Genomic DNA, 15,456 nt, shown 5'->3' on the forward strand with positions numbered 1-15,456 from the left:
TAACCAAGGAGAGTCCATGAGTCGCACCATTCTGATTACCGGTGCCAGTTCCGGTCTGGGTGAAGGCATGGCCCGGGAATTTGCCGCCCGGGGCTACCAGCTCGCCCTGTGCGCGCGGCGCACCGAAAGGCTGGAAGCCCTGAGAGCGGAGCTCCAGCGACAGATCCCCGCCGTTCGTGTCAGTATCCGGGCATTGGACGTCGACAATCACGAGCAGGTGTTCGAGGTGTTCCGCGCTTTCCAGGAGGAGTTCGGCACGCTGGACCGGATTATCGTCAACGCCGGTATCGGCAAGGGGCAGGCACTGGGTACCGGTAACTTCGAGGCCAACCGGCAGACCGCCGAAACCAACTTTGTCTCCGCGTTGGCGCAGATGGAAGCGGCCATGGCGATCTTTCGCGAGCAGAATCATGGTCACCTGGTCACTGTATCGTCCGTGTCAGCCGTGCGCGGCATGCCCTCCAGTATCACCACCTACGCGGCGACCAAGGTAGGCCTTGCGGCACTTTCGGAGGGCTTGCGTGTCGAACTGGCAAAGGCGAAATCTCCGATTCGTGTGACTACACTGTATCCAGGGTACATTCGCACCGCCATTAACGAGAGCGTGAAGAACGCACCCTTCCGTGTGGATGCCGAGACCGGCTGCAAGGCGATGGTGAAAGCCATTGAGTCCGGCAAAAACGAGTGTTACGTGCCGCGCTGGCCCTGGACTCCGATTGGATTCCTGCTACGGCGTTTGCCGGTGTCGGTACTGGCCAAAATGTTCTGAACCTTCGTCAGGATCCGGGGAGGCGTAATGCAGGCAGACCAACCCGCGAACTCAGTCCGCGCCCACCGGATCAGGGTCTGGGGGGGTGTTTTTCTGGCCGGAGTCCTGCTGGCGCTGGGGTCTTTGGCCCACCAGGTTCTGGCTCAGCCGAAACCGTCGGATACTGCGCTGGTGCTGACGATTGAAGGCGCAATCGGCCCTGCCACCATGGACTACGTCACCCGGGGCATCCGGAGGGCGGAGTCGGAGGGTGCCGGTCTGGTGGTGCTGGAGATGGATACCCCCGGCGGCCTGATGGACTCGATGCGGGACATCATCAAGGTGATCCTTGCCTCCGATGTACCGGTAGTAACCTACGTCTCGCCCCACGGTGCGCGCGCCGCCAGTGCGGGCACCTATATCCTTTACGCCAGTCATATTGCCGCCATGGCCCCGGCTACCAACCTGGGGTCGGCAACCCCGGTCCAGATGGGCGGGCTGCCCGGATCTGAGCCGGAACAGGCGCCACCGGACAGTGAGGACGCGGGGGATGAGCCCGACGCTGGCGATCAGGGTGGTGACGGGAAGCGTCGTGGCAATACCGCCATGGAGCGGAAAGTCCTGGAGGATGCAGTCAGCTACATCCGGGGTCTGGCGGACCGCCATGGTCGCAACGCCGACTGGGCCGAGGAGGCGGTGCGCGAAGCTGTGAATCTTGGTGCCAAGGAAGCCCTTGAGAAAAACGTGATCGATGTGGTCGCGCCCAATCTTGGCGACCTGCTCCGCCAGATTGATGGCCGCACCGTACGCATGGCGGGCGCAGACAAGACCCTGAAAACGGCGCCATTGGAGCTGGTTCGCTCCCAACCGGACTGGCGCACCCGGCTGCTTTCCGTCATCACCGACCCCAACGTGGCCTATTTCCTGATGATCATTGGGTTCTACGGCATCATCTTCGAGTTGGCCAATCCGGGGGCGGTGGTTCCTGGCGTTATCGGTGCCATCAGTCTGATTCTTGCCCTGTTTGCCTTCCAGGTGCTGTCCGTCAATTACGCCGGGCTGGCTCTCATCCTGCTCGGCCTGGCGTTTATCGTCGGGGAGGCGTTCATGCCCAGTTTCGGCATCCTGGGTGTGGGAGGGATCGTGGCGTTTGTCACCGGCTCGGTGATCCTGATGGACGGTAGTCATCGTGACATCTCCCTGCCGACCATTGGCGGAACCGCCATCGTTGCCGCGGGATTCATTCTGTGGACGGTCACCCGATTTATTGGTCTCAGGCGTAAAGGGCCGGTCAGTGGTAGCGAACAGATGGCCCACGAAGAGGGGCCTGCGCTGGACGATTTTATCGAGGAGCACGACCATTTCCGGGGCCATGTGCGCCTCAATGGTGAGCGTTGGAACGCCGTCTGTGCGCAACCGGTCAGCGAAGGTGATCAGGTGCGCGTGACGGCGATGGAAGGATTGACGGTAACCGTCGAGGTCACTAGCCAGAACAGCTGACCCGGCGCAGACAAGGCAACGGCAAAACAAGGAGGCCGTATGATTGGCGAACTGATTCCCTACCTTGCACCCACGGTAGTCCTGCTGCTGATTCTCGGCTCGGCGATCAAGATTCTGCCCGAATACCAGCGCGGGGTCGTGTTTTTCCTGGGCCGTTTCCAGGGCGTGAAAGGCCCGGGCCTGATCATCGTCATCCCCGGTATCCAGCAGATCGTTCGGGTGGACCTGCGGGTCGTTGTTCTGGACGTCCCCAGCCAGGACGTGATTTCGAAAGACAACGTTACGGTCCGGGTCAACGCGGTACTCTACTTCCGGGTGGTGGACCCGGAACGGGCCATCATCCGGGTCGAGGATTTCAACTCGGCCACCAGCCAACTGGCACAGACCACACTGCGCTCGGTGCTTGGTAAGCACGATCTGGATGAGATGCTCTCGGAGCGGGACAAGCTGAATTCGGACATTCAGGAAATCATTGATGCCCAGACCGAAGAGTGGGGCATCAAGGTGGCCAACGTGGAGATCAAGCACGTGGACCTGAATGAATCGATGATACGCGCAATTGCCCGTCAGGCCGAAGCGGAGCGCGAGCGGCGGGCCAAAGTCATCCACGCCGAAGGGGAATTGCAGGCGTCGAAAAAACTGGTGGAGGCGGCCAATGTGATGTCGGCCAACTCTGGCGCCATGCAGCTTCGGTACTTGCAAACCCTGGCGGATATGAGCAGCACCAACTCGTCGACGGTGGTCTTTCCCTTGCCGCTGGATCTGGTCAAAACGTTCATGGAAAAGCCGGCGGGGAAACCCGAGGGCGGAAACGCCAGCGAGTAACAGTCAGGCACAAAAAAGGCCGGGTTTCCCGGCCTTTTCAGCGTCAGCGTAAGCTGAGCCTTATTTCATGCTGGAACGCTCAAGCATACGCTTGGCACGCTCGTTTGCCTCGTCAGCAGACTTCTGAGCAGCCTTGGCAGCGGCCAGAGCTTCTTCGGCGGTCTGCTGGGCAGTGCGTGCAGAGCTTGCAGCACTGTTAGCGGTGTTCAGTGCATTTTCTGCAGTCTGCTCTGCAGAATTGGCAGTTGCATTCGCCTCATCCACGGCGGCTTGGTTAGAAGCACAACCTGCGGTCATGGCAGTAGCAAGTGCAAACCCAGCGATCGTCAGTTTACGCATTGTAAATCCCCTTATTGGTCGAGTTTTTTCCTGTGATCCGGAAGTCAGTTCAGTACATGGACGACTTCCTGTCAAACCGGCCCGATAGGCGTTGACTACCGGAGTCGTTAAACAGTGTAAAACACTCTGAGACAAAATGTTAACTACGGATACGTATATTTTCCCGGCTTATGACAACAACTTAATGCGTCTGTCAGGGGATGTTCAGGGAACGATTCGAATGGGCGTTCCGTTTGAGACCAATTGCCAGATTTCGTCCATTTCCTCGTTGGTCACGGCAATACAGCCGTCGGTCCAGTCGAGTCCCTGGTAGGCAAAAGCCATATCAGCGGCGTCATTGGGCAGCCCGTGAATCATGATGCTGCCACCGGGATTGAGTCCCCAGGCGCGGGCAAGTTCACGGTCCCGGTCGCTGGGATACGAGATGTGAATGGATTTGTAGAAGTCGCTGCCGGCGTTGCGCCAGTCGAGGGTGTACTCCCCTTCCGGTGTGCGTTCGTCACCTTCGTAAAGCTTGTGCCCGGTGGGGTTGTCGCCCAGGGAAATTCGGTAGCTTTTCACGACCTGTTCATCGTTCATCAGGTAGAGTCGGCGCTCGCTCTTGCGCACCAGAACCTTGTCGATGCTCAGAGCGTCGGCCTGAAACGGTTCGGCTTCAGGCATGCGGGTGTCGGCCCGGGCCAACAGCTCGCTGGCGGTTCCGGAAACCGGAGTCAATATGAACCCTGCCAGCAGTACGGCAATGAGATAGCGGGTGAACATGATCTTATCTTACCAATGGTTAATCTTCATTCAGGCACGTTTATAGCATAGCCTGCCGATTCAGTGTTGAGGGCTTTTGTTAACTTTTTTGGTTATCTCTTTTCCTGATCAACCATTTTGTGAACTGTCCATCTTCAGGCCGACCTTGGTGACCTGATCGGAGCTGGTTGCTCGGGCGACCAGCGTGACCGGACCAAGAATCACCGTATCGCCAACCACCGGGTGGCCCTTGGTGCGTTTGGCAAAGCACTCGGCCAGGGACAGCTCCGGCGGGAGGTCGTCGAATTCAATGCCGTAAACCTGCTCGACATCGCCCAGAAGGGCATCGCCGTTAAGCACAAAGTCGCCGAAAAAGGCCCGTTCTGCAAGGTACTTGGGCGCATGGCGCCCACTGAGTGCCTTGCTCAGCTCGGGCAGAACATTGGGGGTGGCAAACATGGCGACGGTGTCGCCGCTGGCCACTTCCAGGTCGCCTTTCGGTTGCAGGCATACCCGGTTTCGGAACACCCCGGCCACCGCGGTATTTTCCGGAAACCGGAGCTGACTCAGCCGGCGCGGGGTTTCCCAGGTTTCGCCCCGCAGCGGGAACAGCATGAGTTCATGGTCGCCGGCACCGGGGGCGTCCAGGGGCAGTCGGCGATAGGGATCTTCGCCTGCCGGCACCTCCAGCCGGAGCTTGCGGGCCAGAGGTGCCATAGTGGTGCCCTGCACCAGCAGTGATACCAGCACGATGAAGAAGGCGGCATGAAAGACCAGCTGGGCTTGCGGCAGGTTGGCCATGATCGGGAACAGGGCGAGCACAATCGGTACCGCGCCGCGCAAACCGACCCAGCTGATGAATCCCAGTTCCCGCCGGTTGAAGGCGAAGGGCCAGAGGGTGAGCACGACGGTCAGTGGCCGGATAACGAAGATCAGCGCCAGTGCCAGGATCAGACCACTGCCCAGCAGAGGCAACAGGTCGGAGGGGGTTACCAGCAGGCCGAGCATCAGGAACAGGCACAGTTGGGCCAGCCAGGCGAGGCCATCGTGGACCTGCAGGATCATCGGCATCATCCGGACGTGCCGGTTGCCTATGACCACCCCGGTCAGGTAAATCGCCAGAAACCCGCTGCCGCCCAAGGCATTGGTGGCCGCAAACACGGAAATCCCGGCGGCGGCCACCAGCAGGGGGTAAAGCGAGGGCGTGAGCCGTATCCGGTTGGCCAGTTCGACCACGGCGTAGCCGCCCAGCACACCGGCCAGTCCGCCGATTCCGAATTGTTTGATCAGCATCAGCAGGGCTGCCCCGATGCCGTCCGCGCCGCCGCTGTCGATCAGGGTGACCAGCATCAGGGTCAGAAAGATCGCCATCGGATCGTTGCTGCCGGATTCAATCTCCAGGGTGGCACTGACCCGCTCGTTCAGGTGCAGGCCCCGGCCCTGAAGCAGGGAAAACACCGCGGCGGCGTCGGTGGAGGAGATGATCGCGCCGACCAGCAGGGCCGTCAGCCATTCCAGGTCAAAGACCCAGCGGGCAACCACGGCAGCTCCCGCGGCGGTCATGAACACCCCCAGGGTGGCCAGCACCAGGGCCGGTCGCAGCCCGACCCGGAACGTTTCGGCCCGGGTACGCATGCCGCCATCCAGCAGGATGACGCCAAGGGCCAGGTTGGCGATGAGGAAGGCCAGTTCAAAATTGTCGAACTCAATGCCGCCGGGCCCGTCCTCACCCATCATCATGCCGACCACCAGGAAAATCAGCAGTACCGGCATGCCCACCCGGCTCGACAAGGGGCTGAGCAGGATGCTGATCACCAGCATCAGGGCTCCAAGCAGGGTGAGGATGGGATCCATTATTGCTCCAGACAGAAGGCTTGCCCTTAAGCGCGCTGACCGCTTATATTGCTTTCGCGTCCACCGCCAATGCGGGTGTAGTTCAATGGTAGAACGGCAGCTTCCCAAGCTGCATACGAGGGTTCGATTCCCTTCACCCGCTCCAGTGCTTTCCGGGCACAGCTCCCGGTTCCCTCCTAGTGTAGTTTGAGACGCGGGTGCATCGCACGGCTGATTTTGTCCATCAGCCAGATAATGCCGGTTCGTACGAAGCCGTGAAGGGCGACCTGATGCATGCGGTACAGGGACACGTAGAACAGTCTCGCGACTTTGCCCTCGATGTACATGCTCCGGCCCGACAGGTTGCCCATCAGGTTACCGACGGTGGTGTAGCGGCTGAAATTGATCAGGGAGCCGTGATCGTTGTAGACGAAGGGGACGGCCTCGCCGCCCTTGATGCGGCTACACAGGGTCTTGAACAACGCGTCTGCCTGTTGATGCGCCGCCTGGGCCCGTGGCGGCACGGGCCGGTCTGAGCCCGGCTGGGGGCAGGCGGCGCAGTCGCCGAAGGCGTAGATATCGTCGTCCTGGGTGGTCTGCAGTGTCTGGTTGACCACCAACTGGTTCCCCTTGTTGGCTTCCAGCCCGAGTTCGGCCAGGAACGCCGGAGCCTTGATACCGGCGGCCCAGATGGTCATTTCCGACGGCAGCTCAGTGCCGTCTTTCATGACGATTGCGCCGTTGCGGACTTCGCTCACCGGCTGGCCGGTGAGCACCTTGATATGCTGGTTTTCCAGTTCCCGACTGGCAGCAGCGGAGAGCCGGGAGGGCAGCGCAGGCAGGATACGGTCCGCCGCCTCAATCACCGTTATTGACACATCCGAGTCCTTCAGGTGATTCATGCCATAGACCGGCAATTCACGGGACGCCAGGCGCAGTTCGGCGGCCAGCTCCACGCCCGTGGCCCCGGCTCCGATAATGCTGATGTTCAGGGTGTGTTCCTGGCCCTGTCGTGCCTCATGGTTCTTCCGCAGGAAGGCATTGAGCATCAGGTTGTGGAAGCGGCGAGCCTGCTTCAGGCTGTCCAGGAACAGGCAGTGCTCCTGTGCCCCGGGCGTGCCGAAGTCGTTGGCCGTGCTGCCCACAGCAATCACCAGGGTGTCGTACTGGATGCGGCGCTCGGGCACCACTTCCCGGCCGTCCTCGTCGAGGAAAGGCGCAACCACCAACTGCTTGGAGGAGCGATCCAGGCCGCTCATCCGGCCCAGCTGAAACTCGTAATGGTGCTTGCGGGCATGGGCCCGGTAGTTGATTTCGTTGGCATTGGCATCCAGTGAGCCAGACGCCACCTCGTGCAGCAGTGGTTTCCAGACATGGGTCAGGCCGGCGTCCAGCAGCGTGATCCGTGCCTTGCCCTTTCTACCCAGTTTGTCGCCGAGACTGGTGACCAGCTCAAGTCCGCCGGCGCCACCGCCAACCACCACAATATGATGAAGGTTATCCATAACAGTCAGCCCTTAAAGTGAAGAGAGCCAAGCACTCTTCGGGTCAAAGCGCTTGGCTGTCGTCACTGGGCATGACGAAAGGTAGGGTGCTAATACTGAAGGAATTATAGTAGCGCGATGAGCACCGCGGGCACAATTCTACGGAAGTGCAATGGCTGCCTATAGTAGCCTCAGTGCCGGGTCCGGTAGGCGTCGAGAATGCCTGCCACATCATCGCCCAGATCGGATAGCTCATCCGGCGCCAGGTCGCGCTCGGCCATCGACCGAAGCGCCACTATCTGGGCCTGCAGCAGCCGCGCCAGCCGCTGGCAATCTGTGGCCTCGACCAGCTCCCCCTGGGCTTTGGCCTGCTCAAGCGCGTCACAGATTGCCCGCTGGATGGACGCCAGGATGTGGTTGGCCTGTTCGGCCAGTGCCGGGTGGGTGTTGCTGGACTCCAGCAGAGTTTTGACGATCATGCACGCACGCGACGGCTGGGCTGTGCTGCTGGCCCGGGCAATGGCGCGTAGATAGGCCTGCAGGCCGTCCACAATCGAGGGATAGCGCTGAAGAAACCCGTACAGTTCCCGGCTGCCCTGGTCCGCATAGGCAGCCAGTGCCTCGGAAAACAACCCGTCCTTGCTGCCAAAGGTCGCATAGATGCTACCCGGGCGCATATCCAGAGCCTGTTCAATCTGCTTCATGGAGCTGCCGTGGTAGCCCCGTTCCCAGAACAGGGCGATGGCTTTCTGCAAAGCCGTTTTTCGGTCGTATCGGGCGTGTCTGGCCATGTCGGTGATCTGTCAGAGATTGCAATGTTGAGTGACTGTTCAATTATAACTTGAGTGATCGCTCAATAACAGTTAGTCTGCCGGTGTTGTTGAACGATCACTCAAATAGGAGGTTGTTATGACCGATTTTAAACTGCACGACACCGATTCTGCTCCGGAACAAGCCAAGCCTCTGCTGGAGAACTCCCTGAAGGGCTTCGGCATGATCCCGGGCCTGCACGCCGTGATGGCCGAGGCACCGACGGTGCTCGACGGCTACCAGAAACTGCATCAACTGGTGCTGGACAGCAGTTTTGATAACGATGAAACCACCGTGGTCTGGCAGACCATCAACGTTGAGCATGCCTGCCATTACTGCGTTCCGGCGCACACCGGCATCGCCAAGAGCATGAAGGTGTCGGACGTGATTATCGACGCGCTGCGGGACGAGACGCCCCTGCCCAATGAAAAACTGGAGGCCCTGAGAACCTTCACGCTGGCGGTCACCCGCAAGCGGGGCAACGTCAATTCCGAGGACCTGAATGCCTTTTACCAGGCGGGCTACGAGCACCGGCACGTACTTGAGGTGATTCTGGTGCTGTCGCAGAAGGTGATGAGCAATTACATTAACCACATTGCCGAGACGCCGGTGGACGAACCTTTCCAGAAGTTCGCCTGGCAGAAGGCCAAGTAAGCGAGCCCGATGGCGACGGGTGCGGGATCAGCCCGCATCCGTCGCCAGAATATTGGCCTGTCTTTCCCGCTTCCGGTTGAGGAGGCGCTTGTCGATACACTGGTCTTCCGCGTTCAGAATGACCACGCATTCCAGACACTGGATGCACTCGTCGTAATCCACCCGGCCGTCCTTGCGGATGGCGTTGATACCACACTCATTTTTGCAGTGTTGGCAGGGGTTGCCGCAAAGCTCTACGCGGTCCAGCCAGCTGAACAGCCGAAGCCGGCCGAGTACGGCCAGCCCGGCGCCCAGCGGGCACAGATAGCGGCAGTAGAATTTGTGGATGAACATCCCCGCCACCAGCAACCCCACCGCGTAGACGACAAACGGCCAGTACCGGACGAATAGCAGCGTGATACTGGTTTTGAACGGTTCCACTTCCGCCAGTTGCTCGGCCAGCGTCAACGAGTAGAACGCCGTGCCCACCAGCCCGAGCAGAATCGGGTACTTGAGCAGGATCAGCCAACGGTGCCACCGTTCCGGTACCTTGATCTGGGGGAATTTCAGTTTCTCGCCGAGCCACGCCGCCACCTCCTGCAGTGCTCCGAATGGACACAGCCAGCCGCAAAACAGACCCCGACCCCAGATGAACAGGGTGATAAAGGTGTACGTCCAGAGGATGAACAGGATGGGATCAAGCAGGAACACATCCAGCGAAAAGCCATCCCGGACTGCCAGCAACAGAGTGTAGATGTTGACCACCGAGAGCTGGCCCTGGGCATAGAAACCGATGAAGAACAGGGTGAAGAACAGGAAGCCCCAGCGGAAGCGCCGCACCAGGGCCGGATGCCGGCTCAGGAGCCGCTGTTTTGCGAAGAACACCGTCAGCGCAACAAGCCCGCTGATCAGCAACGAAATCTGCCACCAGCGTTCTTTCCAGAGGCCAATCCAGACCGGGGGCCGGGTCTGTTCCGGCAGTGGCGCCACCGCGACCGTTTCAAACAGTTCGTCGGGGAAGGCCACCGGCACATCCAGGGCCGCCCGGTCGACCATCAGATGATTGCGCGCCAGTTCCACGTTGAGCCGGAGGGTCGCGTCGGCGCCCGGATTGAAGCCGGCGTTGCCGCCGACCCGGAACAGGGTTTGTTGGGCAAAGTCCGGTATCGAATCGGCTTGTAGCCGGATGCTGCCGCCGAACATGTTCAGGTCGCGCAGTTCCAGTGCCAGGTTGTTCTGGATCATGCCCAGCCGGTCGGGGGCGCTGGCGGGCACAAAGTCTTCCGACAGGTGGCCAAAGGGGCCTCGGGACATTACCGCCAGAATCCTGGCGTTATCCCCGGCCTTCTCCAGCAGCTGCGCATAGCCCTCCGGGCCCAGCAGGTTGCGCCCCACCATCGGCGAATTCACGTAGCCGTAGAACAGCTCGATGAACGGCTTGCCGGGCAAGGGCTCCGGGGCGTCCGGGTAATCGGAAAGAGGCCGGCCAAGGACCTGTTCCAGCTTCTCCGGTGTCAGCTGCCAATGGCCGAGGTACCCGCGATCAACCAGTTGCTGCCAGGACAGTGGCTCGAAGAAATCCGGTCGGGCCCGGGTGGGGGTGGCCTGGCTGAAACCCTCGAGTTTTGCTCGGGCAACTTTCAGGGCGGATGACAGCACGGTGTCGTTGATGATCAAAACTGACACCGTGGCCTTGCTGACGCCGTCGAAATGCACCACGTTGCCTTCCGGATCCTTGCCGGTACGCTTGGAGTTGGAGGTGTCGACGAGGATCTGTTCGCGCAGAGAGCGGCCGACGTACTGATCGACGAAGTCGAACAGGGGCTGTTCGCCCAGGCCATGCAGGAACACCGGTTCATGGTGCTCCAGTACCCGGACCCCGGTAAAACGCCCGCGGGTATCCAGTCCGATCAGCATCTGGATGGGCTTGCCCGCAAAGCCCTGCAATCGACTCAGGTCCGCTGACTCGTAAGCATAGCCGAGTAGCTCCTGGAGCTGATACACCGGGTACACGGGAAAGCCCGACAGCTTCTCGTCGATCACTGTCGCTTTCGGAAACAGCTCCTGGATCATCACCCGCTTGCTTTCCGACAGTTCCGCGTGGGCGGTGGGCAGCAAGAACAGACAGGCCAGTAGGAACGCGATGCGCCCTGCCATGACAGACTCCCGCGGTTTCTTGTTGTTTGACACTTCATGCTAGAGCTTTTGTGAGCCGGCTCAATGCGACCTCGGAGCCAGCTCTCTGCTACTTTGTGAGGAGGTTGAATGAGATTCTGGTGCCGGACCAACGAGTGAGGAATGCATGAAAGTTGCTGTCTATTGCGGTTCCCGATCGGGAACTGACCCCCAGTACGCCCGCAAGGTCAGGGAGCTGGGTGAATTCCTTGGCGCCAATGGCGTGGATCTGGTGTTTGGGGGCGGTCACGTGGGGCTGATGGGCATTGTTGCCGATGCGGTACTGGAGAGTGGTGGCCAGGTTTATGGCGTGATCCCGGAGCACCTTCGGGACCGGGAGCTGGCGCATGCCGGCCTGACCGAGCTGTTTGTGGTCAGGGACATGCATGAGCGCAAGTCGAAGATGGCCGAGCTGGCCGATGGCTTCGTTGCCCTGCCCGGCGGCATCGGGACCCTGGAGGAAATTTTCGAGGCCTGGACCTGGGGCCAGCTCGGGTTCCACCAGAAACCCTGCGCGCTATACAACATTGACGGTTTCTACGACCCGCTGCTGGCGATGGTCGAGGCCATGAAAACGGCGGGATTCCTGAAACAGGAGTACATCGATATGCTGGTGGTGACCGATACGCCCGCGCAACTGCTGGAGGGGTTCCGGACCTATCGGCCACCCCACGAGAAGTGGGCCTGAGGAGAGCCCGGTATACCGCCAAAAGGGATGATCTGGCATGCAGGGACTGGTGGAGGGCGTCGGAGAAGTAATCTGGGGGCCACTGACGATCGTGTTGCTGGTCGGGACCGGGCTGTTTCTGAGCGTTCGACTGCGTTTTATCCAGCTGCTCCGCCTCGGCCTGTCCCTTCGCATCGTGAGTGGCCGGGATGCGGAAAGTTCGCGCACTGGTGAACTCAGCCATTTCAGCGCTCTCACCGTGGCCCTGTCGGCGGCCATTGGAAACGGCAATATTGCCGGCGTGGCGACCGCCATTGCCCTGGGCGGGCCTGGTGCCATTTTCTGGATGTGGGTCACCGCCATTGTCGGCATGGCAACGGTTTTCGCCAGTACCACCCTCGCGCTCCGGTTCCGGGTTTTCGATCCCGAGACGGGCTACGCCGGCGGCCCCATGTACTACATCGAGCGTGGCCTCGGGCCAAAATGGAAGCCCCTGGCCCAGTTCTTCGCCCTCTGCGCCATCATAGCCGCCTTTGGCACAGGCAACATGGTGGAGGCGAACTCGGTGGCCGATACCCTGGAGTTTTCGTTACGCGACATCCTCGCCTATGAGCCCCTCGAGCGTACGGTTTTCGGGGTGAAACTCGGCATCGGCATCCTCTATGGCGCATTGATCTGGCTGGTGATTGTCGGTGGCATCCGCCGGATCGGCAGAGTGGTGTCCCGGCTGGTGCCGCTGATGTTCGTGATCTATGTCGGCAGCGCGCTGGTGGTGCTTGGGCTGAACGCGGACGCGGTTCCGGCGGCGCTGGTCCGGATTGTTTCCGACGCCTTTACCGGTACCGCGGCGACCGGCGGCTTTGCCGGCGCGGCGGTCATGACCACCATCCAGTTCGGCGTCGCCCGGGGGGTATTCAGCAACGAGGCAGGCCTTGGAACCACGCCGATCGCGATGGCGGCAGCCCGGTCCGATGAACCGGTGCGAGCCGGCCTGGTGGCGATGAATGGCCCGCTATTCGATACCCTGGTGGTCTGCACCATCACCGCGCTGGTGATCATCACCACTGGGGTCTGGACCACCGGGGTAAGCGGCTCGGAGCTGACCACCATGGCGTTCAATGCCGCCGTGCCGGACCTGGGTAAGCTGGCGGTTACCCTGTCACTGCTGTTCTTCTCGTTCTCCAGCGTCGTGGGCTGGAGTTACTACGGCGACCGGGGCACCGGCTACCTGTTCGGCAACCGACAGATCAAGCACTACCGAAAACTCTTCTGCCTGCTGTTGCCGTTGGGCGCAGTGATGGATCTCGAGCTGATCTGGGGACTGTGCGACATCGCCAACGGCCTGATGGCTGTGCCCAATCTGATCGCGCTTCTTCTGCTCTCCCCCCTGGTGGTCCGGCTGACCCGGGATTACTTTGAACGCAGGGCTGCCAAAGCGGTGCCGTGAAAGCCGTTTCTGCGGGGATGGTCCAGGTGTCTGGCTGGGTTATTCTTTCTCGTCCCGTGCTTTTTTCAGCTGTTCCAGTTTCTCGTGCAACAGGGCTTCGAGCTTGATCAGCTGTTCCCGATTCTTTTCATTGGGCCTGTTGGTATAAAGGCTCACGTAGGTCTGAGTGACCTCGTTCAGTATCGGGTGGAGTTTCTTGTAGTCTTCATCGGTCATGACCTGTCCCCTCCAATGGCAAGAATACCTAGTTATTACTATGGATCATCCTGACCATTGATCAAGGGCGCGACGTTCAGAGCCGGCTCACCTTGGCCATTAATTTGCGCCAGTCGATGGGTAGCCGCTTTTCCAGCGCCAGCAGGGCCGGGTCCCGCTCATGCAGGGCTTCGAAGGGCTTCTTGCTCGCGTAGATAACCGTGTTGTTGGTTTTGCTGCGGAACATCAGCAGCACCGGAAACCGTTTGCGGAGCTCCCGAAAATACGGGCCCTCGGGGTCCGGGGTCCGGTGGTAGTTCAGGGCCAGCCAGCCTGCCGGGGTGAGCACACGAGCGCAGTGATTGATGAACATTCGCTGGGCCTGGGCCGGGCTCATGCGGTCGGCATTGTAGAGGTCGGCCAGGATCATGTCGGTGCTGGCGTCCGGCAGCTGCTCAAGGGCATTGCGGGCATCGCCGATGGAGACGGTAAGCCGGTCACTCCGGGGCAGCTCGAAGAATTCCCGGGAGACATCCAGGACGGCCTGGCGCAGTTCCACGGCGTGGATGTGGCAGTCCGGATAGAGATGGTGGAAGGCGTGCGCCATGACTCCGCCGCCAAGGCCTAGAATGGTCACATGCCGGGGTGAGGCGAACGCCGCCGGCAGCATCATCGCACGGTTGTACTCGTGCACCGGCAGGTAGGGCCGGCGGCGGTCAATTTTGCTCTGCTCAAAAACGGAGTTGAAGGTCAGGACCCGATGCTTGCGGTAGTCGATCACCAGAATGCTGCCGAGGGTATCCCGGACATGGTGAATGATTTCTCCCTTGTTGAGCATCGGCCGGTCACTGACTCAGTTTGGCGATCGCGTCCTGGGCTCCGGCCGCCCGGGCGTGGCCGAGCGCGGTCGTGCCCTCGGCATCGGTGGCCTCGGGATTGGCGCCTTTCTCCAGCAGCAGTTGCACGGTGTCAGCGTGATTGCCGGCGGCGGCGAGCATCAGCAGGGTTTCCCCGTTGCTGGTGCGGATATCCACTGGCACGCCAGCGTCCAGCAGGGGCACAAGCAGGCCTGCGGCGCCGTTACGGGCCAGTTCGAACAGGCCCTGGGCAAAGGCAATGGCGTCTTCATCCATCTGGTTTTCTGGCGGCTGTGGCTGGCTGGAGTTCTGGTCGCTCATGGTGGTTCCTGTGGTGGTGAGTGAGCTTGTTCGAGTCGCCGGGCGTAAGAAACACCGCCGTCTGATAATCTGGACAGACCGGCAACACCCTTGCTAAAACCCTTGTATCACAGATCGGGTCTGTTCCAGACACCTTGACTGAGATATAAGCCAACGATCAACAGGAGGCAACGCCGTGAAACTAGAGGTTCAAGGCATCGAAGAAGGTCAGCCGGTACCGGAAAAGTTCGCGTTTGGCGTCTACAGCGAAGAAGATCATATGAGTTTCGGCCCGAATCGGAACCCCGAAACCGTTTGGGAGGGGGCGCCGGAAGGCACCAAAAGCTTCGTGGTCATGATGTTCGATCCGGATGTGCCAAGTGTCGCGGACGATGTAAACCAGGAAGGCAAGACCGTGGCGAAAGACTTGCCCCGGGTGGATTTCTTCCACTGGTTGCTGGTGGATGTGCCGGCCAATATCAGCCGTATCCCCGAGGGCGAGGACAGCGATGGCGTTATCCCCAAGGGCAAGGATCCGGGGCCGGGCCCCATCGGCATCCGTGGGGTGAACAACTATACCCAGTTCCTGGCTGGTAACCCGGATATGGCCGGCACTTATGCAGGTTATGACGGCCCCTGTCCGCCCTGGAACGATGAAATCATTCATCACTACCATTACGAGGTGCACGCGCTCGACGTGGAGAGCCTGGGTCTGAGTGGCGAGTTTGATGGCAATGACGTGCGCGAAGCCATGGCCGGTCACGTTCTGGCCAGTGCCCGGGTGACCGGGACCTATACCCTGAACCCGGCGCTTCGCTGAGGTTCGCCTCCGACCCTGCCCTCCGGGGTATTGCGGGAACCCGCGCAGGCAGGTTCCCGCTTATCCTCTCCTTGACCGATAG

General features: G+C 60.6%; 16 protein-coding genes and 1 tRNA gene. 8 read left to right on the top strand and 9 right to left on the bottom strand.

The window, feature by feature from the left end:
* The first annotated feature begins 16 nt into the window (after positions 1-16).
* The 3 genes from KZO34_RS10790 to KZO34_RS10800 are packed head-to-tail and all read left to right on the top strand — an operon-like array spanning position 17 to position 3,073.
* On the top strand, positions 17-769 hold the full coding sequence (locus tag KZO34_RS10790; RefSeq protein WP_219476344.1) for an SDR family oxidoreductase: 753 nt from the start codon (positions 17-19) through the stop codon (positions 767-769).
* Between the two features lie 27 nt (positions 770-796).
* A complete protein-coding gene (locus KZO34_RS10795; RefSeq protein WP_219476345.1) occupies positions 797-2,248 on the top strand; it encodes an NfeD family protein in 1,452 nt (483 codons plus the stop codon).
* A 39-nt stretch (positions 2,249-2,287) separates the two neighbouring features.
* A complete protein-coding gene (locus KZO34_RS10800; RefSeq protein WP_219476346.1) occupies positions 2,288-3,073 on the top strand; it encodes a slipin family protein in 786 nt (261 codons plus the stop codon).
* Positions 3,074-3,133: 60 nt separating this feature from the next.
* Here KZO34_RS10800 and KZO34_RS10805 read toward each other — a convergent pair whose 3' ends face one another.
* From KZO34_RS10805 to KZO34_RS10815, 3 genes are all read right to left on the bottom strand, one after another.
* Positions 3,134-3,412, bottom strand: coding sequence for an Lpp/OprI family alanine-zipper lipoprotein (locus KZO34_RS10805; RefSeq protein WP_219476347.1), 279 nt, complete (start codon positions 3,410-3,412; stop codon positions 3,134-3,136).
* Positions 3,413-3,616: 204 nt separating this feature from the next.
* Positions 3,617-4,174 carry a L,D-transpeptidase family protein gene (locus KZO34_RS10810; RefSeq protein ID WP_219476348.1) on the bottom strand — a complete coding sequence of 186 codons (558 nt, stop codon included), beginning with the start codon at positions 4,172-4,174 and terminating at the stop codon, positions 3,617-3,619.
* Between the two features lie 108 nt (positions 4,175-4,282).
* Positions 4,283-6,007, bottom strand: coding sequence for a potassium/proton antiporter (locus tag KZO34_RS10815; RefSeq protein WP_219476349.1), 1,725 nt, complete (start codon positions 6,005-6,007; stop codon positions 4,283-4,285).
* 71 nt (positions 6,008-6,078) lie between these two features.
* On the opposite strand from KZO34_RS10815, the gene KZO34_RS10820 reads away from it, so the two are divergent.
* Positions 6,079-6,152 (top strand) — tRNA-Gly (locus KZO34_RS10820).
* 31 nt (positions 6,153-6,183) lie between these two features.
* Here the strand turns inward: KZO34_RS10820 and KZO34_RS10825 are convergent.
* Both KZO34_RS10825 and KZO34_RS10830 read right to left on the bottom strand, forming a co-directional pair.
* Positions 6,184-7,491: an NAD(P)/FAD-dependent oxidoreductase gene (locus KZO34_RS10825; protein WP_219476350.1), complete on the bottom strand. Its 1,308-nt coding sequence runs from the start codon at positions 7,489-7,491 to the stop codon at positions 6,184-6,186.
* Between the two features lie 170 nt (positions 7,492-7,661).
* Entirely contained in the window at positions 7,662-8,261 is a 600-nt protein-coding gene (locus tag KZO34_RS10830) for a TetR/AcrR family transcriptional regulator (RefSeq protein ID WP_219476351.1), read from the bottom strand.
* A gap of 118 nt (positions 8,262-8,379) precedes the next feature.
* On the opposite strand from KZO34_RS10830, the gene KZO34_RS10835 reads away from it, so the two are divergent.
* Entirely contained in the window at positions 8,380-8,934 is a 555-nt protein-coding gene (locus KZO34_RS10835) for a carboxymuconolactone decarboxylase family protein (RefSeq protein WP_219476353.1), read from the top strand.
* 27 nt (positions 8,935-8,961) lie between these two features.
* Here the strand turns inward: KZO34_RS10835 and KZO34_RS10840 are convergent, their stop codons facing one another.
* Positions 8,962-11,070 (bottom strand): NosR/NirI family protein, encoded by a 2,109-nt coding sequence (locus KZO34_RS10840; RefSeq protein ID WP_219476354.1) that lies wholly within the window; start codon positions 11,068-11,070, stop codon positions 8,962-8,964.
* A 145-nt stretch (positions 11,071-11,215) separates the two neighbouring features.
* Here KZO34_RS10840 and KZO34_RS10845 point away from each other — a divergent pair, with 145 nt between their 5' ends.
* Entirely contained in the window at positions 11,216-11,776 is a 561-nt protein-coding gene (locus KZO34_RS10845) for an LOG family protein (protein WP_219476355.1), read from the top strand.
* A gap of 37 nt (positions 11,777-11,813) precedes the next feature.
* Positions 11,814-13,202, top strand: coding sequence for an alanine/glycine:cation symporter family protein (locus KZO34_RS10850; protein WP_219476356.1), 1,389 nt, complete (start codon positions 11,814-11,816; stop codon positions 13,200-13,202).
* Positions 13,203-13,241: 39 nt separating this feature from the next.
* Here KZO34_RS10850 and KZO34_RS10855 read toward each other — a convergent pair whose 3' ends face one another.
* The 3 genes from KZO34_RS10855 to KZO34_RS10865 form a co-directional block, all read right to left on the bottom strand.
* Positions 13,242-13,418: a hypothetical protein gene (locus KZO34_RS10855; protein ID WP_219476357.1), complete on the bottom strand. Its 177-nt coding sequence runs from the start codon at positions 13,416-13,418 to the stop codon at positions 13,242-13,244.
* A gap of 76 nt (positions 13,419-13,494) precedes the next feature.
* Positions 13,495-14,235 carry a spermidine synthase gene (locus KZO34_RS10860; RefSeq protein WP_219476358.1) on the bottom strand — a complete coding sequence of 247 codons (741 nt, stop codon included), beginning with the start codon at positions 14,233-14,235 and terminating at the stop codon, positions 13,495-13,497.
* Positions 14,236-14,242: 7 nt separating this feature from the next.
* Positions 14,243-14,575, bottom strand: a complete 333-nt coding sequence (locus KZO34_RS10865; RefSeq protein WP_219476359.1) for an ankyrin repeat domain-containing protein — start codon at positions 14,573-14,575, stop codon at positions 14,243-14,245.
* Between the two features lie 175 nt (positions 14,576-14,750).
* Between KZO34_RS10865 and KZO34_RS10870 the strand changes: the two genes are divergently transcribed.
* Positions 14,751-15,374, top strand: coding sequence for a YbhB/YbcL family Raf kinase inhibitor-like protein (locus KZO34_RS10870; RefSeq protein ID WP_219476360.1), 624 nt, complete (start codon positions 14,751-14,753; stop codon positions 15,372-15,374).
* The last annotated feature ends 82 nt before the right edge of the window (positions 15,375-15,456 follow it).

Source organism: Marinobacter sp. F4206 (genome assembly GCF_019392195.1).
GTDB lineage: Bacteria > Pseudomonadota > Gammaproteobacteria > Pseudomonadales > Oleiphilaceae > Marinobacter.